This is a genomic window from Chromatiaceae bacterium, from assembly GCA_024235395.1.
Classification (GTDB): domain Bacteria; phylum Pseudomonadota; class Gammaproteobacteria; order Chromatiales; family Chromatiaceae; genus Thiosocius.
In genome coordinates, this window is record JACKMK010000003.1 from 614,449 (window position 1) to 637,473 (window position 23,025).

Consider the following 23,025-nt stretch of genomic DNA (forward strand, 5'->3'; position numbering starts at 1 on the left):
GATTTCATCCCGGCGCGGCCCTTTGCCCGGAAGAGCCCGCCAGCTGGTACTGTGCCCAACGCCTGTTTCGTGCGGGTATGCATCGCAATGCACCGGGGTGGTGCCCTGAAGCCGTGGCGAGCCAGGATGCGGGGCGTCGGTCCCGGTTGTCCGACGCCGCCGGCCGACGCGCCTGAGGCAGGTGGCTGCGCAAAGCCGCGAAGTGTGGGGCGTCGATGAGCCGTCATAGCGCGTGCACAGCGAGCCGACTTGCACCGGCACCGCCGCTCTGGCGGCTTGCCCCGACCCGTGCCGCCGACGGTCGGCCGCTGGCCGATTTCATGATGCTGATACCCGGTCTGGGTGAACGGCCGCAGATGGTTCGAGAGCATATCGCGGGATCGATCCGCGAGGTGTGCGAGGCCTACGGTGACCAGGTGGCGTTCGCCGACGTCAATCTTGCGATCAACGTGCTTTGGGTGAGCGTCACGGCCGAGCCCGGTCTGGCGGGTCGGGTCGCACAATCGATCCGTGGACGCGTACCCGAGGCGCGCCTGATCGGGGGCCAACTTGGTGCATCGCCGATGCCGGTGGCGCGCGGCGCGGATTGGCGTGCACGTGCGCGCCGCTGCTGGCATCGTGTCAGGCAGGGTGTCGGGTTGTTGCTCGAAGGGCCCGGCGACCGCTAGATTGAGGATCGGCGTGGCATCGGGGTCGGCGCGCGCCGGTTGAAGGGTTCGACGTTGCAGGGCTGTCCGCCTGGAGGAATGAAGTAATGGGTCGCGATGCGCCCACCGTATGGCCGGGAAAGCCCTATCCGCTCGGCGCCACCTGGGATGGCGAGGGCGTGAACTTCGCGTTGTTCTCTGAGCATGCGGAGCGCGTGGAACTTTGTCTGTACGACAGCCGTGGGCGACGCGAGATCGAGCGCATCCCGATGGCCTGGCGGACCGACCAGGTCTGGCACTGCTATCTCCCGGAGGTCGGGCCGGGTCAGCTCTATGGCTACCGCGTCTATGGTCCCTATGCCCCGCATCGGGGGCATCGTTTCAATCCCGACAAGCTGCTGCTCGATCCCTACGCCAAGAACATCGTCGGCGGGGTGCGTTGGAATGACGCGCTGTTCGGTTACACCATCGGTCACCCTGACGCCGACCTGCAGGCAGATGCGCGCAACAGTGCACACGGGGTGCCGAAGGCCGAGGTCACGGACACGACGTTCCCGTGGGGAGACGATCGGCCGCTACGCACGCCCTGGCACGACACCGTGATCTACGAGCTGCACGTGCGCGGATTCACGCTGCGCCACCCTGAGGTCCCGCCGCAGTACCGCGGCACCTATGCCGGTCTCGCGACCGAGCCGGTCATCGATTACCTGAAATCGCTTGGCGTCACGGCGGTCGAACTGATGCCGATCCATGCCTACATCAGCGACCGACACCTGGTCGAGCAGGGCCTGACCAACTACTGGGGATACAACACGATCGGGTACTTCGCACCGCACCCGGAGTACTCCGCATCCGGCACGGTCAGTGAATTCAAGACCATGGTCAAGCGGCTGCACTCCAACGGCATCGAAGTGATCCTCGACGTGGTCTACAACCACAGCGCCGAGGGGAACCATCAAGGTCCGACACTGTGCTTCCGCGGCATCGACAACGTCGCCTACTACCGGCTCAGTGCCGATGATCGCCGGTACTACATGGACTATACGGGTTGCGGCAACACCCTGAACACCATGCATCCGCGCGTGCTGCAACTGATCATGGACAGCCTGCGCTACTGGGTCCAGGAGATGCATGTCGACGGTTTCCGGTTCGATCTCGCTGCGACGCTGGCGCGCGAGAGCCACACGGTGAATCACTTTTCCGCGTTTCTCAACATGGTCCATCAGGACCCGGTGCTGTCCCAGGTGAAATTGATCGCGGAACCGTGGGACCTTGGCGAAGGTGGATTCCAGGTCGGGAACTTTCCGGTCGGTTGGACCGAGTGGAACAGTCGTTACCGCGACACCTTCCGCGCCTACTGGAAGGGCGAGGGCGGCCTGATCGGCGAACTCGGGTATCGCCTGACCGGTTCCAGCGATCTGTACGCCTCGAATGGGCGCAAGCCCTATGCCAGCATCAACTTCATCACCTGTCACGACGGTTTCACATTGCACGACCTGGTCAGCTACAACGACAAGCACAATCTGGCCAATGGCGAAGACAACCGCGATGGTAACGACAACAACCTGAGCTGGAACTGCGGTGAAGAGGGGCCGACCCACAACCTGCATATCATTCGTCGACGCAACCAGCAGAAGCGCAATTTTCTGGCATCGTTGCTGTTGTCGCAGGGCGTGCCGATGCTGACCGCCGGCGACGAGATCGGTCGTACCCAGCAGGGCAACAACAATGCCTACTGCCAGGACAACGAAATCAGCTGGGTCGACTGGGAACTCGACAGTCATGCCACCGAACTGCTCGATTTCGTGCGCGAGGTGATCCGTCTGCGTCGCACGCATCCGGTGTTCCGGCGCCGACACTTCTTTCAAGGGCGGCGTATCAAGGGTGCCAACGTCAAGGATATCCTGTGGCTGAGTCCGACCGGGGAAGAGATGACGGACGAGCAGTGGTCGTATTCTTACGCGCGCTGCCTGGGCTTGTTGTTGCATGGAGATGCAATCGAGGAGCAGGATGCGCGCGGTCGCCCGATCGTCGATGAGACTTTTCTGCTGTTGCTCAACGCGCATCACCAGACGATCCATTTCACCTTGCCGAAGCAGATCGGTATTGCCCGCTGGGCGGCGGATCTCGATACCGGCTTCGGCAGCGGCAAACGCAGTGACGGGCGTTATTTCCACAGCGGCGAGACCTATCCGCTGACCGCCAGATCGACCGTGTTGCTGCGCCGCATGCGGCTGCCGTGAGAGGTGCACGTGCTCCGGGCACACGGTGGTCCCAGGCGGTCACCGAGCACAGCCATGCGCTGGAACTCGAACCGGGCGTATTTACGTTCGACGACCCGAGGCAGATCGCCGAGTCGCTGAAACGGTCCGCGGAACGCAGCCGTCGGCGCAAGGTCGAACCATTTCGCTCGGCGATGTCGATGCTCACCTTCTACATCAACCGGGCCGGTCGCAAGCTGCCCAGGAGGGATCGTGAGCGGCTGGAGCGGGCGAAAGACGAACTGCGCGTGCTGTATGGACGTCCGCGCCGCGAGCGTCCGCGATCGGCCGGGCACTAGACGCGTGACGACCTCGCGCGAGACCGAAGCGTTCGTCACCCACCTGGTCGACCTCATGCAGTCGATCGGGCCGGTGCTGCCGCGACGCATGTTCGGAGGCTACGGGATCTTCCTCGACGGCCTGATGTTCGGCCTTGTCGCGGACGACACCTTGTACTTCAAGGCCGATGCATCCAGCGTCGGCGAGTTCCGGGATGCGGGGCTTGAGCCTTTCACCTATTCGAAACATGGCAAGGTCGCCACGATGTCGTACTACCAGGCACCCGAAGAGGTGCTGGAGGATGTCGAACAGATGAGGTCATGGGCCAACAAGGCTTATGCCGCTGCGTTGCGGGCGGCTGCGGCCAAGCGTTCGCGATGAGCGATCAGTCGTATTCCTCGGCGCGGCGGGCGTCACCGCGGACACGCTCTTTCGGATACCGGGCCTGATTGATTGCCATCTTCCGGTAGGCGGCATCGATCAGATCGATATCGAGACGCTCCGACAGACGGATCAGGTAGATCAGGATGTCGGCCAGTTCCAATGCGACCGCTTCACGCTTGTCGGGTGGCAGCGTTGCGCTCTGTTTCTCGCTCAACCATTGGAAGTGTTCGAGCAATTCGCCGGCTTCCCCCGCCAGTGCCATGCTGAGGTTCTTCGGCGAATGAAACTGTTCCCAGTCGCGCTCGCGGGCGAACGCGAGCAGTTTGGCGTTCAGGTCGTCGAGACGGTCGCGTGGCATCGCGAAACCCTCCGGGCCGATACAGGCCGCCATCTCAGCACGTTTTGCATACCGGGGCCAAACCCCGCGGTTCACGCGGACATCTGTGCGTCTTCGCCAGACAGGTAGGCGCGCAGCTGGGCCGCGCTGAGCGGCCGACTGTACAGGAATCCCTGGCCCAGCTCGCAGCGCTGCAGCTGCAGAAACTCGGTCTGAGTCCGGTCTTCGATGCCCTCCGCGATCACCTCGAGGTCGAGCGCATGCGCCATCGCGATGATCGCCCGAACGAGCGAGGCGCTGGCCGGATTGCCGGGTACCTGTTGGGTGAACGAGCGGTCTATCTTGAGCACGTCGAACGGGAAGCGTTGCAGATAGTTCAGCGCCGAATAACCGGTGCCGAAGTCGTCGATCGACAGGCGTACGCCGATGCGGTCGAACCGGTGCAGCAGTTTCGCGATGTCGGCGCGGTCGTCGATCAATACAGACTCGGTGACCTCGAGTTCCAGCTGGTTCGGCGCCAGGCCGGAGGACCGGAGCGCATGCAGGGTACAGTCCACCAGGCGGCCCGGGCGAGAGAGCTGCTTCGGCGACAGGTTCACCGCGACGCGAAAGTCCGCGCCGACGTCCAGGTCACCGACGGTACGACAGGCCTCTGCCATGACCCATTCGCCGATCTCGTGGATCAGGCCCGTTTCCTCGGCTATCGGGATGAACTCGTCCGGTCGCACCGCACCGAGCTCGGCACTGTTCCACCGCAGCAGTGCCTCGACCGCCACGGTGTTGCCGGACACCAGGTCGACGATCGGTTGGAACGCAAGCTGCAGTTCGCGACGTTCCAGCGCATGCCGCAGACTGCTCTCGAGGCGTATCGCCTTGGCGGTGCCGGCGTCCATCGAAGGTTCGTAGTAGCAGACGCGGTTGCGCCCCTGCTGCTTGGCCGCGTACATCGCGATGCCAGCGTTCTTGAGCAATCGCTGAGGTTCGCCGCTGCCATCGGAAAAGCCGGCCACTCCGATGCTCGCACTGACGAAAAACTCGTGATTTCCGATATGGAACGGCGCCTCGAGTACCGCGAGCAGGTCGTGCGCCAGCTGCTCCCAATCCGGTGCCGAACGCGCGTCGCTACAGATCAACAGAAACTCGTCACCGCCCAGGCGCGAGACGGTGTCGCTTTCCCGCACCCTGGAGCGCAGCCGCTGGGCCGCTTCGCGCAGCAGTTGATCTCCGGCCGAATGCCCCAGCGAGTCGTTGACCTGCTTGAACCGGTCGAGGCCGAGAAACAACACCAACACGCTGCCTCGATCGCGTTTTGCGCGCTTGATCGCCTGGGCGAGCCGGTCGAGTGCGAGGTAGCGATTCGGCAGGTTCGTGAGCTGGTCGTAGTTCGCCTGGTAGGCGAGCTGCCTTTCCGAGCGGACCCGCTTGTCGATCTCCGACTGCAGGCGCTCATTCTGTCGACGCAGGATCGCCCGTTGCTGGGTCGCGGCCTGCGAGCGGGCCTGCAGAAGCAGGTTGTGGTTGTTGAGCCGCAACAGATAGGCGATCCCGCCGAGCAGTGGCAGTGAAAACAGCGCCAGTGCCCCGAGGAACCAGGGTGAAGAGAGGAACCCCTGGGCGTCACGCAGACGGGGTACGGCGACCAGCGTCAGCGGGCTGCCCGGGATCGGACGGGACAGCAGCAAGTTACCCCTGCGCAGCGCGTCGGCCCGCCAGTTGCCCGGGGCGTCGACGCTGTTGGTGGCGATCACCGTTTCGTCCGGGCCCAGCAGTGCGACCGGGTGGCGTTCACCTGCACCGGTACCCACGGTGAGGAACGGGACCACGGTGGCCTGTACGTCGATCTGTGCGGTGACGAAGCCGGCCACGCGGTCCTTGAATGCCACCGGCTCGGACAGTGTCAGGTAGGTGTTCCCGTCGTGCCGAAGGATCTTCAGGCGACCATCGGTTGGCGGTACTGGCGCCCCGGCGGCACGCGTCCCGGTATCTGTGGATCCGTCGCCGACCTCGACCAGGATCTTGCCCGAGGAATCGACGAATGCAATGTGGTGAAACACCGGGCGCTCGTGGGCCCGTTTGCGATCGAGATGACGTGTCAGCTCGCGCGACACCGCGAGAAGACTGGCACGCAGTCCGTAGTCCGGTGACATGCCGAGCGCTCGATTGGCGAGAAAGGCTTCGACAGCACGGCTCTCACTGATCTCCAGCAGGGTTTCGCGCTGGCTGTCGAGAAAGTAGGCCACGGCGTCGCCTTGTCTTTCGATCGCCAATTGTTCCTGTTCGATCAAGGCGTGGCGCAGGCGCCCCTGGCCGACGTAGCCGAGCGCGATCAGTACGCTCAGATAGACGGCGATCAGCACGCCTGCCACCCCGATTGACCTGCCCAGGCCCCTGAAGTCGGCAGTCCTCACCGTGCTCTCCACGGATGGTTGGGAATGCGTCGCAGCCGGTTGCCGCCATCGCGATAGGCAATGATCTCAGCAGTGCGGTTTGGGCATGAACTGGACGACAGCGTGCGCATACTTCCTGCCGCACCTCTTGTCAGTGCTGGGGTCGGCAATCCCTGCGGGGCACACCGTGACGAATGTGCCGCCGTTGAACAGGCTAGCGGCTGAAGTCGCGTACCTTTTAGGCGCGTGGAGCCTTACTTCGAAGCGCCGCCTTCGCCGAAGAAATTTGGGAAGTAATCGAACATCGCCGGGAAGTACTTCTTCACCGTCCGGGGGTAACTGCCGTCGGCCTTGACCCGCGCCAGATAGTCGTTGAATGCCGCCAGCAGCTGCGGTGAATCGGGACGAAATCCGACAGCCATGGTCTGTTGCTCGGAGATCGGCCCCAACACCTTGATCTCGCCGGGCCAGCGCTCGAGCGACAACAGGGTCGTGGAGACGTCCATCAGCGAGGTCTCGGCGTCCTGGTTGAACAGCGCCGGGATCAATTCGTCCGGTGTCCGCTCTTCGGGGGCCAGGCGGATGTCCGCACCGGTCTGGTCGAGCTGGTACAGGTCCGGGTCCAGGCAGCTGTTGGCAGAGGCCAGCACGCTGACGCCGTTGAGGCTCGCCTTGGTCGCGCGAATGTCGTTCTCGAGTTCGCCGCTGGGCTTGATCGGATGCAGCGGCGACGCAGCCCGGGTGATCAGCCAGACCCCGGACGGGAAGGTCGGTTCCGAGTAGCGCACCACCTGCTTGCGCCAGCCGAGCACGGTCAGGCCGTTGGCGATCAGGTCGCCGCGGATCGGTGTCTCGCCGAAGCGTTCGACCTGGTCGCCGTCAAGCCGCGCATTCTGCCCCGTGAGGTCGCCGAACATGTGCGGCCAATCTGTCTGCACGAACTCGTAGCGTACGCCGAGATCGCGTGCGAAGCCCTGGATCAGTTCGACGTCAAGGCCGTCGCCACTACCGGTGACGAAATGTGCATACGGGACACCGAGGTGCTTGAGGACACCCTCGCGGCGTATGTCGTCGAGATCGCGGGCCGACGCGGTCGCACCGAGCGCCAGCCAGGACGCCAGCAGGAGGTCGATCATGCGCCTCATTGTCCGTTCCATGGTGTTCCCCCCAACGACGCCCGGGTGGGCTTGTGGTTCCGCATGCTTTCGGTAAGCAATAGCGACCGGCTGCGACCGCTGTTTAGTGCTGCGAGCGTCGTTCAGGCGATTCGTTCACGTGCGCGTGCGATCGCTGCGCGCACCTGGGCCGGTGCGGTGCCGCCGATATGGTCGCGTGCCGCCACCGAACCCTCGAGCGTGAGACAGTCAAACACGTCTTCGCCGATCTCCGCCGAGAAGCCCTGCAGTTCAGCCAGACTCAATTCGGACAGATCACAGGCCCTGGCGACACAATGCGCAACGGCTTTGCCGACCACTTCGTGCGCATCCCGAAACGCCACGCCCTTGCGAACCAGGTAATCCGCCAGGTCGGTGGCGGTCGCGAACCCCTTCATCGCCGCGCTGCGCATCGCGTCGGCATTGCAGCGGATCGCGGGCACCATGTCGGCAAAGACCTTGAGGGAGCCCTTGAGGTTGTCGACCGTATCGAACAGCGGTTCCTTGTCCTCCTGGTTGTCCTTGTTGTAGGCCAGCGGCTGGGACTTCATCAGGGTCAGCAAGGCCATCAGGTGGCCGAATATCCGCCCGGACTTGCCACGTATCAGCTCGGGCACGTCCGGGTTTTTCTTTTGCGGCATGATCGATGAGCCGGTACAGAAGCTGTCCGACAGGGTGACGAAACCGAACTGCGCCGACGACCATATGATCAGCTCCTCGCTCATCCGCGACAGGTGCATCATCAGGATGCTGGCGGCGGCACTGAATTCGATGGCGAAATCGCGATCGGAGACGGCATCGAGCGAATTTTCCGCCGGGCCGCTGAATCCGAGCAGCTGCGCGGTGAACGGTCGATCGATCGGGTAGCTGGTGCCGGCGAGCGCGGCTGCACCCAGTGGCATCACGTTGACGCGGACCGCGCAGTCGCGCAGCCGGTCATGGTCGCGATCCAGCATCTCGAACCAGGCCATCATATGGTGCCCGAAGGTGACCGGTTGCGCGGTCTGCAGGTGGGTGAATCCGGGCATGATGGTGTCCGCCTCACGCTCCGCCAGCCCCAGCAGGGCGCGTTGCAGACGACGCACCGCGCTCCGGATCTCGTGGAGTTCGGCGCGTAGCCACAGGCGCACATCGGTGGCCACCTGGTCATTGCGCGAGCGCCCCGTATGCAGTTTCTTCCCGGCAATGCCGATGTCCTCGGTCAGCGCCGCTTCGATGTTCATGTGCACGTCCTCGAGCGCGACGGACCATTCGAATTCACCGGCCTCGACCCATGCAAGGATGCGCTGCAGGCCGGCGATGATGTCATCGCGCTCGTGTTCGCTGAGTATTCCCTGCCGGGCCAGCATCGTGGCGTGCGCGATCGACCCCTGTATGTCGAACGGAGCGAGACGCTGGTCGAATTCCACCGAGGCGGTAAACGCCTCTACGAAGGCGTCGGTCGGCTCCGCAAAGCGGCCGGCCCAGAGTTTCTTGTCGGACATCGGATAGGCACCGGGTTTCTGTAAGGGCGTGATTATATTCACTCCGTGCGCCTCCCAGCACCGTCAACGCGCCGACCCCGCCCGGTGATTTCCTATACTGCGCAGCATGAGGGAATCCGATCGCCGCGCGTTTCTGCCGAATTTCTGCGCGATCCGCATGGTGTTCGCGGTGGTTGTCAGCGCCGAATTACTGGCGATCGTGCTGACCCTGGGGGCCTTTCCGGCACCGGGGGAATTCTGGAGCGAACTGAGCCTGCGCTCGCTGTACATCCAGTGGGTCGCCCTCAGTGTCGCTGCGCTGTACTGCGGTCTGCGCGCACCACTGGGACGGCTGGGCCATGCGGCCGCCGGTGTCCTTGCCTGGCTGCTGATCCTGCTGGTCGTGGTCGCGGTGTTTTTCGCCGCACAGGCGCTGAATCTCGGGCGCTGGCCCAATCCGCTGGTCGTGTTGCTTCATCACCTGGCCATCGGCGGCATCGTCGGGGCGGTGTTACTGCGTTATCTGTACGAGCAGCACCGTGAGCGGCAGCGCGAGCTGGCGGAGTCGCAGGCCCGCCTGCAGGCATTGCAGGCGCGCATCCGTCCGCATTTCCTGTTCAACAGCATGAATACGATTGCCAGCCTGACCCGGGTCGATCCCGACCTGGCCGAACAGGTCGTCGAGGACCTGTCCGACCTGTTTCGCGCGACCCTGTCCGATGCGGCCGACCTGTCGACCCTGGAGCGCGAGTTCGAATTGGCGCGGGGCTATCTGCGGATCGAGAGCCAACGCCTGGGTGACCGTCTGCAGGTGCGTTGGGACGTCGACAGCGTGCCATTGAGCGTGCGTCTGCCGGCACTGTTGCTGCAGCCACTGCTCGAGAACGCCGTGTATCACGGCGTCGAGCCGGCGACCGGCGGTGGCGAGATCACGATCAGCGGGCGCAGCCGCGACGGGGTGCTCAGCCTGGCGGTGCGCAATACCCTGCCGGCAGGTCCGCCTCGCACGATGCGTCCCGGCAACCGTATGGCGCAGCAGAATGTGCGCGAACGGCTGGACGCCGCATTCGGCCATAGCGCCGGCATGGTGGTCGGTGAGGTCGACGGCTGCTATCAGGTCCGCGTCCACCTGCCGGTGATCGAGGCGTGAACATCCTGATCGCCGACGACGAGGCGCCGGCGCGTGCGCGTCTTGCGAAACTGCTGGAGGCGGCCGGTGGGGGGCATCGGGTGGTCGGCGAGGCGGCCAACGGCCACGAGGTGGTCGAGCAGTGCGCCAGGCTGCCGGTCGACATCCTGCTGCTGGATATCCGTATGCCCGGCATGGATGGAATAGAGGCCGCGCTGCGGCTTGCCGAACACTCCAATCCGCCGGCTGTGATCTTCGTTACCGCTTTCGACGAGCATGCCTTGGCCGCGTTCGAGGCCAACGCCATCGACTACCTGTTGAAACCGGTGCGCCCGGAACGCCTGATGCGCGCCCTGGACAAGGCACGCGCACTGAGCATGGACCAGCAGACGGCGCTGGCGAATGCGGGCGGCTACCTGAATGCCAGTTACCGCGGCGGCGTGCTGCGCGTCCCCGTGGAGGACGTCGTGTTCCTGCGCGCCGACAGCAAGTATGTCGAGGTCTGGCACGTCGGAGGGATGGCGTTGACCGAAGAATCGCTGCGCGCGATCGAGGATCGCCTGCCGGGCCTGTTCCTGCGCGTGCACCGCAACGCACTGGTGGCGGCGCAGCGGATGCGCGCGCTGCACAAACTGGCCGATGGCCAGTTGTCACTGCACCTGGACGGAACCGAAGAGCCCGTCGAGGTCAGCCGCAGGCATGCGGCCGAGGTGCGCCGCCAGCTGCGCGGCGGCGACTAGTGGGCTGAGCGTTACACGATCATCCGCTTGGCCCGCCAGGGCCGGCGCGGACCGTGCGGTGGTAGACTGCCGTCTTTGCCTGATAGGCCGCAGGGATCCGATGACCATTGATACCCAGTCCTTCGCGGGTTACCCGTTCACCCGCATGCGGCGCATGCGCCGCGACGATTTCTCGCGCCGGTTGATGCGCGAGACCACGTTGACACCCGACGATCTCATCTGTCCGGTGTTCGTCCTCGAGGGCGAGGGCCAGCGCGAGCCGGTTGCGTCGATGCCGGGTGTCGAACGTCTGAGCATCGACCTGCTGGTGGAGGAGGCGCGCGCTCTGCAGGCGCTCGGCGTGCCGGCGGTCGCTCTGTTTCCGGTCACACCGCCGGCGGCCAAGAGCGAAGACGCGGTCGAGGCGTTCAATCCCGACGGCCTCGCGCAGCGCGCGGTGCGTGCCTTGAAGGATGCGCTACCCGAGCTCGGGGTGATCACCGACGTCGCCCTCGACCCGTTCACCACGCACGGCCAGGATGGGCTGATCGACGCCAGTGGCTACGTGATGAACGATGAGACCGTCGAGGTACTGGTCAAGCAGGCCCTGTCGCATGCGGCGGCAGGTGCCGACGTGGTGGCACCGTCCGACATGATGGATGGCCGGATTGGCGACATCCGCGACGCGCTCGAGGCCGATGGGTACATCCACACCCGGATCCTGGCGTATTCGGCGAAGTACGCGAGCAGCTACTACGGGCCGTTCCGCGATGCCGTGGGGTCGGCGGCCAATCTCGGCAAGGGCAACAAGTACACCTATCAGCAGGATCCCGCCAACAGCGACGAGGCGTTACGCGAGGTCGCGCTGGATCTCGGCGAGGGTGCCGACATGGTGATGGTCAAGCCCGGCATGCCGTATCTCGACATCGTGCGTCGGGTCAAAGACCAGTTCGCGGTCCCCACCTTCGTCTACCAGGTCAGCGGTGAGTACGCGATGCACATGGCGGCGGCACAGAACGGCTGGTTGGACGAGCGGGCGGTGGTCATGGAATCGCTGTTGTGCATCAAGCGCGCCGGTGCCGACGGTATCCTGACCTATTTCGCAAAGCGCGCTGCACAGTGGCTGAATGACTGACCAGCGTCCCGAGCCGATACCGGATATAGACCATCCGGCGCATGCGCGTACCCGGCCTCCGGCCCGCAACCCGCAGGGGCCGCGTCCGAGTCTGGCGCAGATCCTGGTCGCCTGGCTGGGTGCCTTTCTCGGGATCGCCGCGACGGCCGAACTGGTCGCGTTGTTCCCCAATCTGCACCTGCTGGTGATCGGATCGTTCGGCGCATCGGCGGTGTTGCTGTACGGCGCGCCGCGCGCGCCTTTTTCGCAGCCGCGCAATCTGCTCGGCGGCCACCTGATCTCGGCGGTCGTCGGGGTCGCGTGTTTTCTCTACCTGCCGGATATCACCGGCCTGCGGGAAGGCGTCGCGGTGGCGACCGCGATCTCCCTGATGATGGCCACGCGGACCATCCATCCGCCGGGTGGCGCGACCGCACTGATCGCGGTGATCGGCAACGACACCGTGCACGGCTGGGGATGGGGGTACGTGTTTCCGGTGATAGTCGGCGCGCTGGTGCTGTTGCTGGTCGCGATCATCAGCAACAACGCGCTCGAACCCGGCAGCTACCCGGACCGGTGGGACTAGCGGGCCGCGGCGTCCGGCGCGGGCGTCAGGTCTTGAACTGACTGACCAGCTCGCGCAATCCCTCGCCCAGTCGGGCCAGCTCGCCGCTCGCCGCCTCGATCTGCTCACTCCCGCCCACCGTCTGGTCCGCCAGACTGGCGATGTGCGCCACGTTGCGGTCGAGTTCGTTGGAGACGCCGGTCTGCTCCTCGGCGGCACTCGCGATCTGCGTCGTCATGCCGGTGATGCCGTCGATCAGCTGTACGATGTTCGCGAGGGCCTGGTCGGCCCCGGCCGCGTGTTCCAGTGTCTGGTGGGTCTGGCCGCGCCCCGTCTCCATCACGCGGACCGCCTTGCCCGCCTCGTTCTGCAGGCGTTCGATCATCTCCTGGATCTCTTCGGTCGACTGCTGGGTGCGGCTTGCGAGCGTCCGTACCTCGTCCGCGACGACCGCGAAGCCCCGCCCCTGCTCGCCGGCACGGGCGGCCTCGATGGCCGCGTTCAGCGCCAGCAGGTTGGTCTGCTCGGCGACGCCGCGAATGACCCCGAGTACTGCGCCGATGTTCTCGGATTCCTTCTTCAGGTTGTCGATCACCCCGGCGGCGGTATCGATTTCACCGGTGAGCTGCTGCATCGATCCGACCGCGCGAGCCATGACCTCGCGTCCGGCGGCAGCCGCCTCGTCGGTCTGGCGTGCGGCCTCGGCGGTCTCCGCCGCGTTGCGTGCGACCTCCTGGGCCGCGACATTCATCTCGGTGACCGCCGTTGCCACCTGGTCGGTCTCGCTGCGCTGAGACGCCGCGGACGTGCTGTTTGCGCGGGTGACCGCGGACAGTTCTTCCGCCGCGGTCGCCAACTGTGCGGTCGACTCCCCGACTGCTGCGACGATGCGGCGTGTCTTGGCGACGAACTCGTTGAAATACCGGGTCAGCTGCGTCACCTCGTCGTTGCCCTCCGTTGGCAGTTGGTGGGTCAGGTCGCCGTCGCCGAAGGCGACCTCGCGCATCGCGTCCGATGTCAAGCAGATCGGTGTCACGATACTGCGTCCGATCAGGTACAGGCCGGCGACGACCAGCGCGAGCACCAGCAGTGCGATCACGCCGATCCGGGTCGCCACCTGCCAGAAGCTCGCAGCGACGTCGTCGACGTAGATTCCGGAACCGATGACCCAGTCCCAGGCCGGGAAGCCCTTGACGAACGACACCTTGGGTACCGGCTCCTTGTGTCCAGGCTTGGCCCATTGGTACGGCACGATGCCGGCGCCTTTGTCGCGGACCACGTCGACCATGTCCTGGAAGAGGCGGGTGCCGGCCGGATCGCGCATCTCGCCCAGCGGCCTGCCATCCAGATCGGGTTTGATCGGATGCATCACCATGCGTGGCTGCATGTCGTTCACCCAGAAATAGTTGCCGCCGTCGTAACGCAGCACGCGCAACGCGTCGAGTGCCGCCTGTTGGGCCTGCGCCGTCGAAAGCTCTCCGGTGCCTACGCGGGCCTCGTACGATGCCACCAGGCTGTACGCGGTCTCGACCAGTTTCCGGGTCTGCTGCTCTTTCTCGGCCATCATCTGCGTGTTCAGCAGGTGCAGCGTGACGCCGATCGTCGCGAGGCTGCCCGCGAGGACGACCAGGATCAGCCAGGACAGTCGGTGTTTGATCTTGAACCGGCGCAAAATCGACATATCGATCCCCTCGTTCATCGCCGCAGGGCGGCGCAACAGGAATGGGCGCCGCCCGCTGGCGACGCCCGGTCTGTTGTAGAGCGGCCGGTAATTCGCGCATTTGAGTGCGATATGAACGGCATTCCCTTGTTGGCGGGGGTGGCCGGTGCAGCGACCCTCGTCGTGGACGTCAGGCGGCGTGGCGCGCCTTCGCCACGCGCGCGGCCCGGGCGTCATCCGGCGAATAGGCCTCGCCGGACCAGAGCATTTCGTATGCGATCTCTTCGTTGCCGTTCTCGCACAGTTCCAGCACGCGGCGGAACAACGGCTGGAAGGTATCGCTGCGATGCGACGCCTCGTGTTCGGCGAACGAACGCCAGAACGTCACGATCAGAGCCTCGCGGTCTTTCAATTCGTCGTCGACCGGTTTGCCGATCGTCGAGCCCTCGTTGGAGATCTGTCCGCTGTTCAGGGCTACGAAACCGCCAACGAAGCCGGTATCGGAGTGATACGTCTTCACGTTCTCGCACAGTTCGGCGACGCGTTCCTGCAGGTCGTCGACAGTGAACTGCTCGCGCAGGATCACACGGTTGACCGTCACCACACCGTTGTGGGGGAAATTGCTGATCAATCCATTCATGATCTTCTCCGGTATTTCAGTACATTCGAAATATCTGACAATAACGCTCGGGATTAGGTTCCCGGTGCGGCCCCTTCATTTGCCGGCACAATGCGTGTGAATTTGCGAACGCAATAGCCCTGCACGAGCCATGGCACTAGAATTGCTGCCGACACACGGCATAAATAGAAATCGCACAACGTGAAGATCATCATCCTGGGTGCCGGGCAGGTGGGTACCACCGTGGCCTACAACCTGTCCAACGAAGCCAACGACATCACCGTGGTGGACCAGGATCCGGGCCTGCTGCGCGATCTGCAGGACCGCCTCGATATCCGTACGGTACAGGGCCAGGCCTCGCATCCCGGGGTGTTGCAGCGTGCCGGTGCCGACGATGCCGACATGATCATCGCGGTGACCAACAGCGACGAGACCAACATGGTCGCCTGCCAGACCGCCTGGACGCTGTTCCACACACCGACCAAGATCGCGCGTGTGCGCGCCCCCGAATACCTGGCGCACCCTGCGCTGTTCAGCCAGGGTGCCTTGCCGATCGATGTGCTGATCAGCCCCGAACAGCTGGTCACCGACTACATCCTGCGCCTGATCGAGCACCCCGGCGCGTTGCAGGTGCTCGACTTTGCAGGCGGCCGCGTCCGCCTGGTGGCGGTGCGTGCCTACTATGGCGGGCCGCTGGTGGGACACGAGTTGCGTACGCTGAACGAGCACCTGCGCGGCGCCGAGGCACGGGTGGCGGCGATCTACCGCAAGGGACGGGCGATCCAGCCCGTTGGCAGTACGGTGATCGAGCCCGACGACGAGGTGTTCTTCCTTGCTGCGTCAAACAACATCCCGGCGGTTATGGCCGAACTGCGCAAGGCGGAAAAACCGTTCCGCCGCCTGATCTTCGCCGGCGGCGGCAACATCGGCCGGCGTCTCGCCTCGTCGCTGGAGAATGACTACCGGGTCAAGATCATCGAACACAACGAGGCGCAGGCGCGGCGGGTCTCCGAGGATCTGCATCACACGATCGTGCTGCAGGGCGATGCGGCGGACGAGGACCTGCTGCTGGAAGAGAACATCGAGGACACCGATGTATTCTGCGCGGTCACCAACGACGACGAGGCGAATATCCTGTCCGCGATGCTGGCCAAGCGCCTGGGCGCGCGCAAGGTGATGGCACTGATCAACCGTGCCGCCTATGTCGATCTTGTGCATTCGGGTACTGTCGATATTGCGATCTCACCGCAACAGGCAACCATCGGCACGCTGTTGACCCACGTGCGGCGTGGCGACGTGGTCATGGTGCACTCGCTGCGCCGTGGCGCGGCCGAGGCGATCGAGGCGGTGGCGCATGGTGACCGCACCTCGTCGCGCGTCGTCGGCCGTGCGGTAGAGGACATCAAGCTGCCGGAAGGCACCAGCATCGGTGCCATCGTGCGCGGTGACGAGGTCATCATTGCGCACCATGACACGGTGATCGAATCGGAGGACCATGTCATCCTGTTCCTTACCGACAAGCGACGAATCTCTGATGTAGAGCGACTGTTCCAGGTCGGTATCACGTTTCTCTGATCATGATGTCGCTCGCTGCCGTTCAGCGCATTCTCGGGCTGTTGCTGACCGTGTTCAGTTTTACCCTGATGCCGCCGTTCATCGTCGCTCTGATGGCACAGGATGGTGCCGCTGTCGCATTCGCCAGCGCCTTCGCCCTGACCCTGGGTGTCGGCATCATCAGCTGGCTGCCGGTGCGACGGGTGCGCCGCGAGCTGCGTCTGCGTGACGGTTTCATCGTCGTGGTAATGTTCTGGTTCGTGCTGTCGGCGATCGGCGCACTGCCGTTCATCCTCGCCGAACACCCTCACCTGTCGCTGACCGATGCGATGTTCGAGTCGGTATCCGGGTTGACGACCACGGGTGCGACCGTGATCACCAATCTCGAAGAGCTGCCGTTGTCGATCCTGTATTACCGCCAGCAGCTGCAGTGGCTGGGAGGCATGGGCATCATCGTGTTGGCGGTGGCGGTACTGCCGATGCTCGGCATCGGTGGTATGCAGCTGTATCGCGCCGAGACCCCGGGTCCGATGAAGGACAACAAGCTCACGCCGCGCATCACCGAGACCGCGAAGGCACTGTGGTATATCTACCTCGGCCTGACGATCGCCTGCGGGTTCGCCTATTGGCTGGCCGGCATGAGTGTGTTCGACGCCGTCGGCCACGCATTTTCGACAGTGGCGATCGGGGGCTTTTCGACCCACGATGCCAGCATGGGCTATTTCAACAGCCCCCTGATCGATATGATCGCGGTGGTGTTCATGTTTCTGGCCGGGATCAATTTCTCGCTGCATTTCATCGCCTTCCGGCACCGCAGCGTGTCCGGTTACTGGCACGACTCGGAGTTCCGTTTTTACCTCTTCCTGATCACCCTGGTCAGTACCCTGACGGTCCTGGGTCTGTATTTCACCGAGACCTACGACCGCTGGCAGGATGCCCTGATCAACGGACTTTTTCAGGCGGTGTCGATCGGCACCACTGCCGGTTTCACCACCGCGGAGTTCTACAACTGGCCCGGTTTCATCGCAATCCTGTTGTTGTTTTCCAGTTTCGTTGGCGGCTGTGCCGGATCCACCGGCGGTGGCATCAAGGTGATCCGCCTGCTGCTGCTGGTCAAACAGGGGCTGCGTGAGATCACCCGCCTGGTGCATCCGAGCGCGCACATTCCGGTGCGTGTGGGGACGAAGAATGTGGATTCGCGCGTGGTGGAGGCGGTATGGGGTTTCTTTGCCCTCTATGTCGCCAGTTTCACCGCGATGTACCTGGCCCTGGCGACCACCGGCCTGGACCTGATGACCGCGTTCAGTGCAGTGGCGGCGAGTATCAATAACCTCGGCCCCGGGCTCGGTGGCGTGGGTGCGCATTACGCGGAGATGCATGACCCTGGCAAGTGGATCCTGTGTTTCGCGATGCTGCTCGGTCGTCTCGAGATCTTTACGCTGCTGGTGTTGCTGACCCCGGCGTTCTGGCGCCGCTGAGCGGAGACCGGGGCGAGCTTCACCGCCATCCCGTCGGCCGGTTCCCACGCAGATCCCGAGAGTGCCGGCCGGGTCACGCCGCGCCTGCGTACAGCATGTTAGAGCGCAACTGGGATTCGCGTTCCCGGCCGATCGTCGTCGGTCTTGGCGCGGACCGGTCCAGGGGGAACCCTGGTCCGCAATCCGGGTCTGACCTGGGCGGCGAATTGCGAATCCTTCTGGCGCACGCCGAAACGGTGATTTAAAGTCTCGGGCCGAGATTTCGGCGGAACTGTGTGCGTCCCGGGATCGACCATCAACGCATTTTGGAGAAGATTAGTGAAAAAACTCTTTAAAATCGGCCTGTTGGCCTCGGCTACCGTACTCGCCGGCACCGCAGTGGCCGACGAAAACCTGGCGATGAAGAGCGGCTGCCTCGCCTGTCACAAGGTCGATGTCAAGTTGGTCGGTCCTGCCTACCATGACATCGCGGCCAAGTACAAAGGCCAGGCCGACGCCCAGGCGGTGCTGACCGAGGCGGTGCTCAAGGGCAGCGTCAACAAGTGGGGCCCGGTACCGATGCCGCCGAAAGGTGGCCGCGCCGACGTCAGCGACGAGGACGTGGGCAAGATCGTCGCCTGGATCCTGACCCTCTGATCCAGTTGCGGATCGTCGGCATTCGCCGACGATCCGCGTCGGCCGCACCGGCCGGTTTCTCCTCCCGGTTCGCCCATCGCGCGCGGACCCTTCTCGCGGTGCCTCGTCCAGGCAACATCGCCGCGTGTGCTATTTTCCATAGACGAACAAGAAGAACGCCACTTGCCGAGCCCTCGTGCACAGGGAGTGTTGTGTTGGCCGGACGCGCCGCGCCGGAACCCGATCCCGCGTCTGCGTGGAGGTGTTTTCCCTCGACAACACAATAACTTACCTGAGAGAGGATGACTGTCATGGAGCTCGCCAACCTGATTACCGCCCCCGTGGCCGGCCTCTGCCTGTTGCTGGCCGCGATCGCCGCCTGGATCGGCTACGCACTCGGTCGTTCGAATGAAAACCAGCGCAAACAGGCGGCGCTGGCCGATGCTGCGACCGCGTCGCAGAACGCCCTGGAGGCGCTGCAGCACGAAACCCAGGAAAAGCTCGAGGTGCTGAACAAGGCCAATGCGCACGAGATGGAGAAGGCCAAGCAGGCCGGTGCCCAGCAGGTCGACCGTCTGAACCAGGCCCACCAGACACTGGTCGAGTCCATCCGCGCCACCCACGCCACCGAGGTGGAGCGCCTGACCACGGAACACAGCGGACTGCTGGATCGGCTGAATGCCGCGAACAACGCGAGCATCGCCGCACTGGAACGGCGGCGCGAGCAGGAGATCCAGCAACTGAAGGCCGAAGGCACGGCCGCACTTTCGGCGCTGAAGGAAGAGCACCAGGCGGCGTTGCAGCAATTCAAGGCGGAGCACCAGGCCGCATTGCAGACACTGCGCGACGAGCATACGCGTCAGATCGACGAACTCGACCGCCGTCGTGTCAGCGAAACCGCCGACCGCGACGCGCGGATCGCGGCCGTGGAACAGCAGCACCAGGCGCTCAATGCGACCCTCGGAGAGCGCGACCGGGCGCTGGCCGATCTGAAAGAGGTCGTCAAGGAGGCCAAGCTGAAGAATATGTTCTCGGTGTCGAAATCGGGCGAAAAACTGATACGGGTGGTGCGTAGCGTGCAGGAGCTCGCCAGCGAGCTGGACGAGACCTCGCGCACGGTCACCGATGGCGAATATTCGTTCTTCGATCAGATCAAGGACCAACGAGACCGCGAGACCGTGCTCAGCCTCGCCGGCAGCAGTCAGACGGCGAGCGCGGCGGACGCAGGGGATGACGTGGATGGCGAGGTCGGCGACGCGCCGCTGGCCGACGACGCGGTGGAGCCGCAGGCGGATGCGGACGGCTTCGGGGCCTGGATGGAGTCCGGCGACGAGGCCGGCGAAGGGCGCAAGGCCCCGCACTGAGTTTGGCGTACTCGTCGCGCGCTGAGGTCGCGCGGCGAGCGCACCGCCGCGGCACGTGGACGTAGTATCCTGCGCCGATGGCAAATGCTCCCCCGTTCATCCTGGTCGACGGCTCTTCCTACCTGTTTCGGGCCTTCCACGCGTTGCCGCCACTGACCAACTCGCAGGGCGAGCCGACCGGCGCCACCGTCGGTGTGATCAACATGCTGCGCAAGTTGATCGCCGACTATCAGCCCACGCACATCGCGGTGGTGTTCGATGCCCCGGGCAAGACCTTCCGCGACGCGCTGTATCCGGAATACAAGGCCCACCGCCCGCCGATGCCCGAAGAGCTGCGTGTGCAGATCGAACCGACGCTCGACATCATCCGCGCCATGGGCCTGCCGCTGTTGATCGTCGACGGCGTCGAGGCCGATGACGTGATCGGGACCCTGGCGCAGCAGGCGACCGAACAGGGCGTCGACACGCTGGTCTCGACCGGCGACAAGGACATGGCGCAGCTGGTGAACGCGCATGTCACGCTGATCAACACGATGACCGACACGGTCACCGACGAATCCGGGGTGATGGCCAAGTTCGGCGTGCGGCCTGACCAGATCATCGACTTCCTCGCATTGACCGGCGACAGCGTCGACAACATCCCGGGTGTCCCCAAATGCGGGCCCAAGACTGCCGCCAAATGGCTGGGCGAATTCGACACGTTGGACAACCTGATGGCGCACGCCGACGAGGTGAAGGGCAAGATCGGCGAGAGCCTGCGTGCCAGCCTCGATTTCCTGCCGCTGTCGCGGGCCCTGACGACCATCAAGACGGACGTCGCCTTGGATCTCGGCCCTGCCGACCTGGCACCACAGGCTGCCGACCAGGCGGTATTGCGCCGCCAGTACGAGCGGCTCGAATCGCGTCGCCTGTTGGCCAGCCTCGACGCCGCCGCCGAACAGGATGACGCCGGGCCGTCCAGCCCAGAGCCGACCGCGGACTACACGACGGTGCTCGACCAGGCCGTCTTGGACGAATGGCTGCGACGCCTCGGCGAGGCCGAGTTGATCAGCTTCGACACCGAAACCACCAGCCTCGACTACATGCAGGCACGCATCGTCGGCGTCTCGTTCGCGGTCGAAGCCGGCGAGGCCGCCTACCTGCCCCTGGCACACAGCTACCCGGGCGCACCCGATCAACTCGATCGCGACCGGGCGCTGGATGCATTGAAGCCGTTGCTCGAAGACCCCGGTCGCCGGAAGGTCGGGCAGAACCTGAAGTACGACATGAGCGTGCTGGCCAACCATGGCATCGCGCTGCGCGGTATCACCTTCGACACGATGCTGGAGTCTTACGTACTCAACGCGGGCACCGGAAGGCACGACATGGACACCCTGGCCGAGCGTCACCTCGGCCACAAGACGATCCACTTCGAGGACATCGCCGGCAAGGGCGCAAAACAGCTCACCTTCGATCAGATCGAGATCGAGCAGGCGGGACCCTATGCCGCCGAAGACGCCGATATCACGCTGCAGCTGCACCAGGTTTTGTGGCCGCAGGTCGAACAGATCGCCTCGCTGCGCAAGGTGCTGACCGAGATCGAGGTGCCTCTGGTCAGCGTGCTGTCGCGCATGGAGCGCACCGGGGTGCGCCTGGACGGCAAGATGCTGGCCCGGCAGAGCGCCCAGCTGGCAAAGCAGATGCATGAACTCGAGCAGCGCGCCTACGAGATCGCCGGTCACAGTTTCAACATGGGGTCACCAAAACAGATCGGGCAGATCTTCTTCGAGGAACTCGAACTGCCGGTGATCGCAAAGACGCCCAAGGGTGCGCCTTCGACCGCCGAGTCGGTGTTGCAGGAACTCGCCGAGCAGGGTCATGAGCTGCCGCGGGTGATCCTGGAGCACCGTGGCCTGGCCAAGCTCAAGTCGACCTACACAGACAAGCTGCCGGAACTGGTGAATCCGCATACCGGCCGCCTGCACACCAGCTACCATCAGGCGGTCGCGGCGACCGGTCGGCTCAGCTCGTCGGATCCGAATCTGCAGAACATCCCGGTGCGTAGCGAAGAGGGGCGGCGTATACGCCAGGCATTCGTGCCCGATCCGGGCTGGCGCATGCTCGCCGCGGACTACTCGCAGATCGAGCTGCGCATCATGGCCCACCTGTCGGGCGACGAGGGACTGCTCGAGGCCTTTGCCGCCGGTGAGGACATCCATCGCGCGACGGCCGCCGAGGTGTTCGGTGCCGACAGTCCGGAGGCGGTCACCAGCGAGCAGCGTCGCTCGGCCAAGGCGATCAATTTCGGTCTGATCTACGGGATGTCGGCGTTCGGCCTGGCGCGCCAACTCGGCATCGAGCGCAGCGCGGCACAGGAATACGTCGATCTGTATTTCGCGCGTTACCCGGGGGTCAAGGCGTTCATGGAAGGCACCCGCGAACAGGCCCGCGCGCAGGGGTTCGTCGAGACGCTGTTCGGTCGCCGCCTGTACCTGCCGGAAATCAATGCGCGCAACCAGCAGATCCGCGCGGCGGCCGAGCGCACCGCGATCAATGCGCCGATGCAGGGCACCGCGGCCGACATCATCAAGCGGGCGATGCTGGCGGTGGACGACTGGATCGTGCACGACCGGCCTGCGGTGCGCATGCTGATGCAGGTACACGATGAGCTGGTGTTCGAGGTCGAGCGGGAGGCGTTGGAGTCCGCCGGCCAGAAGATCCGCTCGTTGATGGAGGGCGCGGCGAAACTGGCGGTGCCCTTGGTGGTCGATGTCGGGATCGGTGACAACTGGGACCAGGCGCACTGACGTCTGCGTGCCGCGCGTCCCGCCTGGTCGGTCCGGCGCAGGAAAGAACGCCACGCACGGCCGCGTGGCGTTCCGGTGCCGACCGTCCCCCCCGGGTGCCGGCGGTCAGTCGTGACCGGGCGCTACTTGGCCGCGCCGCACTTCTTCGCCTCGCCGCACTTGCCCTCGAGCATCTTGGCGCAGGTCTCCTTCAGTTCGGCGCCGCATTTGCCTGAGGCGCATTTGCCGGCACCGCAGAAACCGCTGCGCACCTTTTCAGCGCACATCGACTTCAGTTCCGCCTTCCGCTCGGTCGACATGCCGCCGCATTTGCTGGCGTCGGGCGCACCTTTGCACTTACCGGTCTGACATTTGCCAGCCGCGCACTTGAGGGAATCGGCGGCCAGCTGAATCCCCGCCGACTGCGCAACCGAGAACGGGTTTTCGGCGGCGCCTGCCGCCGAGATGCCTAGCGCCAGGGCGCCGAACAACAGTGCGAACAGCGAATGGAATAGTTTGTTCATTTCGGGT

The 23,025-nt window shown here is 64.6% G+C and carries 20 protein-coding genes; 13 read left to right on the forward strand and 7 right to left on the reverse strand.

The annotated features are described in order from the left end of the window. Window positions 1–215 precede the first annotated feature (215 nt). The 4 genes from H6955_16135 to H6955_16150 all read left to right on the forward strand — a co-directional run bounded on the left by H6955_16135 (window position 216) and on the right by H6955_16150 (window position 3,568). Complete coding sequence (locus H6955_16135) at window positions 216–668, forward strand: hypothetical protein (protein MCP5315089.1); 453 nt, start codon at window positions 216–218, stop codon at window positions 666–668. An 86-nt stretch (window positions 669–754) separates the two neighbouring features. Continuing rightward, window positions 755–2,890 (forward strand): glycogen debranching protein GlgX, encoded by a 2,136-nt coding sequence (glgX, locus tag H6955_16140; protein MCP5315090.1) that lies wholly within the window; start codon window positions 755–757, stop codon window positions 2,888–2,890. Then, window positions 2,854–3,207 (forward strand): DUF3175 domain-containing protein, encoded by a 354-nt coding sequence (locus H6955_16145; GenBank protein MCP5315091.1) that lies wholly within the window; start codon window positions 2,854–2,856, stop codon window positions 3,205–3,207. Before glgX ends, H6955_16145 begins: the two co-directional genes overlap by 37 nt. Continuing rightward, entirely contained in the window at window positions 3,164–3,568 is a 405-nt protein-coding gene (locus tag H6955_16150; protein ID MCP5315092.1) for a TfoX/Sxy family protein, read from the forward strand. The genes H6955_16145 and H6955_16150 overlap by 44 nt, the downstream gene beginning before the upstream one ends. 4 nt (window positions 3,569–3,572) lie before the next feature. Here H6955_16150 and H6955_16155 read toward each other — a convergent pair whose 3' ends face one another. The 4 genes from H6955_16155 to argH form a co-directional block, all read right to left on the reverse strand. Then, entirely contained in the window at window positions 3,573–3,929 is a 357-nt protein-coding gene (locus H6955_16155; GenBank protein MCP5315093.1) for a nucleotide pyrophosphohydrolase, read from the reverse strand. A gap of 71 nt (window positions 3,930–4,000) precedes the next feature. Further along, window positions 4,001–6,316 carry an EAL domain-containing protein gene (locus H6955_16160; GenBank protein ID MCP5315094.1) on the reverse strand — a complete coding sequence of 772 codons (2,316 nt, stop codon included), beginning with the start codon at window positions 6,314–6,316 and terminating at the stop codon, window positions 4,001–4,003. A gap of 233 nt (window positions 6,317–6,549) precedes the next feature. Further along, on the reverse strand, window positions 6,550–7,452 hold the full coding sequence (locus tag H6955_16165) for a transporter substrate-binding domain-containing protein (GenBank protein ID MCP5315095.1): 903 nt from the start codon (window positions 7,450–7,452) through the stop codon (window positions 6,550–6,552). A gap of 101 nt (window positions 7,453–7,553) precedes the next feature. Beyond that, window positions 7,554–8,933 carry an argininosuccinate lyase gene (gene argH, locus H6955_16170; GenBank protein MCP5315096.1) on the reverse strand — a complete coding sequence of 460 codons (1,380 nt, stop codon included), beginning with the start codon at window positions 8,931–8,933 and terminating at the stop codon, window positions 7,554–7,556. 106 nt (window positions 8,934–9,039) lie between these two features. On the opposite strand from argH, the gene H6955_16175 reads away from it, so the two are divergent. The 4 genes from H6955_16175 (at window position 9,040) to H6955_16190 (ending at window position 12,460) form a co-directional block, all read left to right on the forward strand. Continuing rightward, window positions 9,040–10,062 (forward strand): histidine kinase, encoded by a 1,023-nt coding sequence (locus H6955_16175; GenBank protein MCP5315097.1) that lies wholly within the window; start codon window positions 9,040–9,042, stop codon window positions 10,060–10,062. Beyond that, the gene (locus H6955_16180) at window positions 10,059–10,781 is read left to right on the forward strand and encodes a response regulator transcription factor (GenBank protein ID MCP5315098.1); all 723 of its coding nucleotides are present in this window, start codon (window positions 10,059–10,061) and stop codon (window positions 10,779–10,781) included. Before H6955_16175 ends, H6955_16180 begins: the two co-directional genes overlap by 4 nt. Before the next feature lie 100 nt (window positions 10,782–10,881). Beyond that, window positions 10,882–11,895 carry a porphobilinogen synthase gene (gene hemB, locus H6955_16185; protein MCP5315099.1) on the forward strand — a complete coding sequence of 338 codons (1,014 nt, stop codon included), beginning with the start codon at window positions 10,882–10,884 and terminating at the stop codon, window positions 11,893–11,895. Further along, window positions 11,888–12,460, forward strand: coding sequence for an HPP family protein (locus H6955_16190; GenBank protein MCP5315100.1), 573 nt, complete (start codon window positions 11,888–11,890; stop codon window positions 12,458–12,460). Before hemB ends, H6955_16190 begins: the two co-directional genes overlap by 8 nt. A 25-nt stretch (window positions 12,461–12,485) precedes the next feature. On the opposite strand, the gene H6955_16195 is transcribed toward H6955_16190, so the two are convergent. Together H6955_16195 and H6955_16200 are read right to left on the reverse strand one after the other, a co-directional pair. Then, window positions 12,486–14,120 (reverse strand): methyl-accepting chemotaxis protein, encoded by a 1,635-nt coding sequence (locus H6955_16195; GenBank protein MCP5315101.1) that lies wholly within the window; start codon window positions 14,118–14,120, stop codon window positions 12,486–12,488. Window positions 14,121–14,289: 169 nt separating this feature from the next. After that, window positions 14,290–14,739: a ligand-binding protein SH3 gene (locus H6955_16200; protein ID MCP5315102.1), complete on the reverse strand. Its 450-nt coding sequence runs from the start codon at window positions 14,737–14,739 to the stop codon at window positions 14,290–14,292. Window positions 14,740–14,919: 180 nt separating this feature from the next. Between H6955_16200 and trkA the strand changes: the two genes are divergently transcribed. The 5 genes from trkA to polA all read left to right on the forward strand — a co-directional run bounded on the left by trkA (window position 14,920) and on the right by polA (window position 22,515). Further along, a complete protein-coding gene (gene trkA / locus H6955_16205; GenBank protein ID MCP5315103.1) occupies window positions 14,920–16,293 on the forward strand; it encodes a Trk system potassium transporter TrkA in 1,374 nt (457 codons plus the stop codon). A 5-nt stretch (window positions 16,294–16,298) separates the two neighbouring features. Continuing rightward, window positions 16,299–17,750, forward strand: a complete 1,452-nt coding sequence (locus H6955_16210) for a potassium transporter (protein ID MCP5315104.1) — start codon at window positions 16,299–16,301, stop codon at window positions 17,748–17,750. A 399-nt stretch (window positions 17,751–18,149) separates the two neighbouring features. Next, on the forward strand, window positions 18,150–18,386 hold the full coding sequence (locus tag H6955_16215) for a c-type cytochrome (GenBank protein MCP5315105.1): 237 nt from the start codon (window positions 18,150–18,152) through the stop codon (window positions 18,384–18,386). 281 nt (window positions 18,387–18,667) lie between these two features. Further along, window positions 18,668–19,729 (forward strand): hypothetical protein, encoded by a 1,062-nt coding sequence (locus tag H6955_16220; protein MCP5315106.1) that lies wholly within the window; start codon window positions 18,668–18,670, stop codon window positions 19,727–19,729. 77 nt (window positions 19,730–19,806) lie between these two features. Next, window positions 19,807–22,515, forward strand: a complete 2,709-nt coding sequence (gene polA, locus H6955_16225) for a DNA polymerase I (protein ID MCP5315107.1) — start codon at window positions 19,807–19,809, stop codon at window positions 22,513–22,515. Window positions 22,516–22,637: 122 nt separating this feature from the next. Here the strand turns inward: polA and H6955_16230 are convergent, their stop codons facing one another. Then, on the reverse strand, window positions 22,638–23,018 hold the full coding sequence (locus H6955_16230; protein ID MCP5315108.1) for a hypothetical protein: 381 nt from the start codon (window positions 23,016–23,018) through the stop codon (window positions 22,638–22,640). Window positions 23,019–23,025 lie beyond the last annotated feature (7 nt).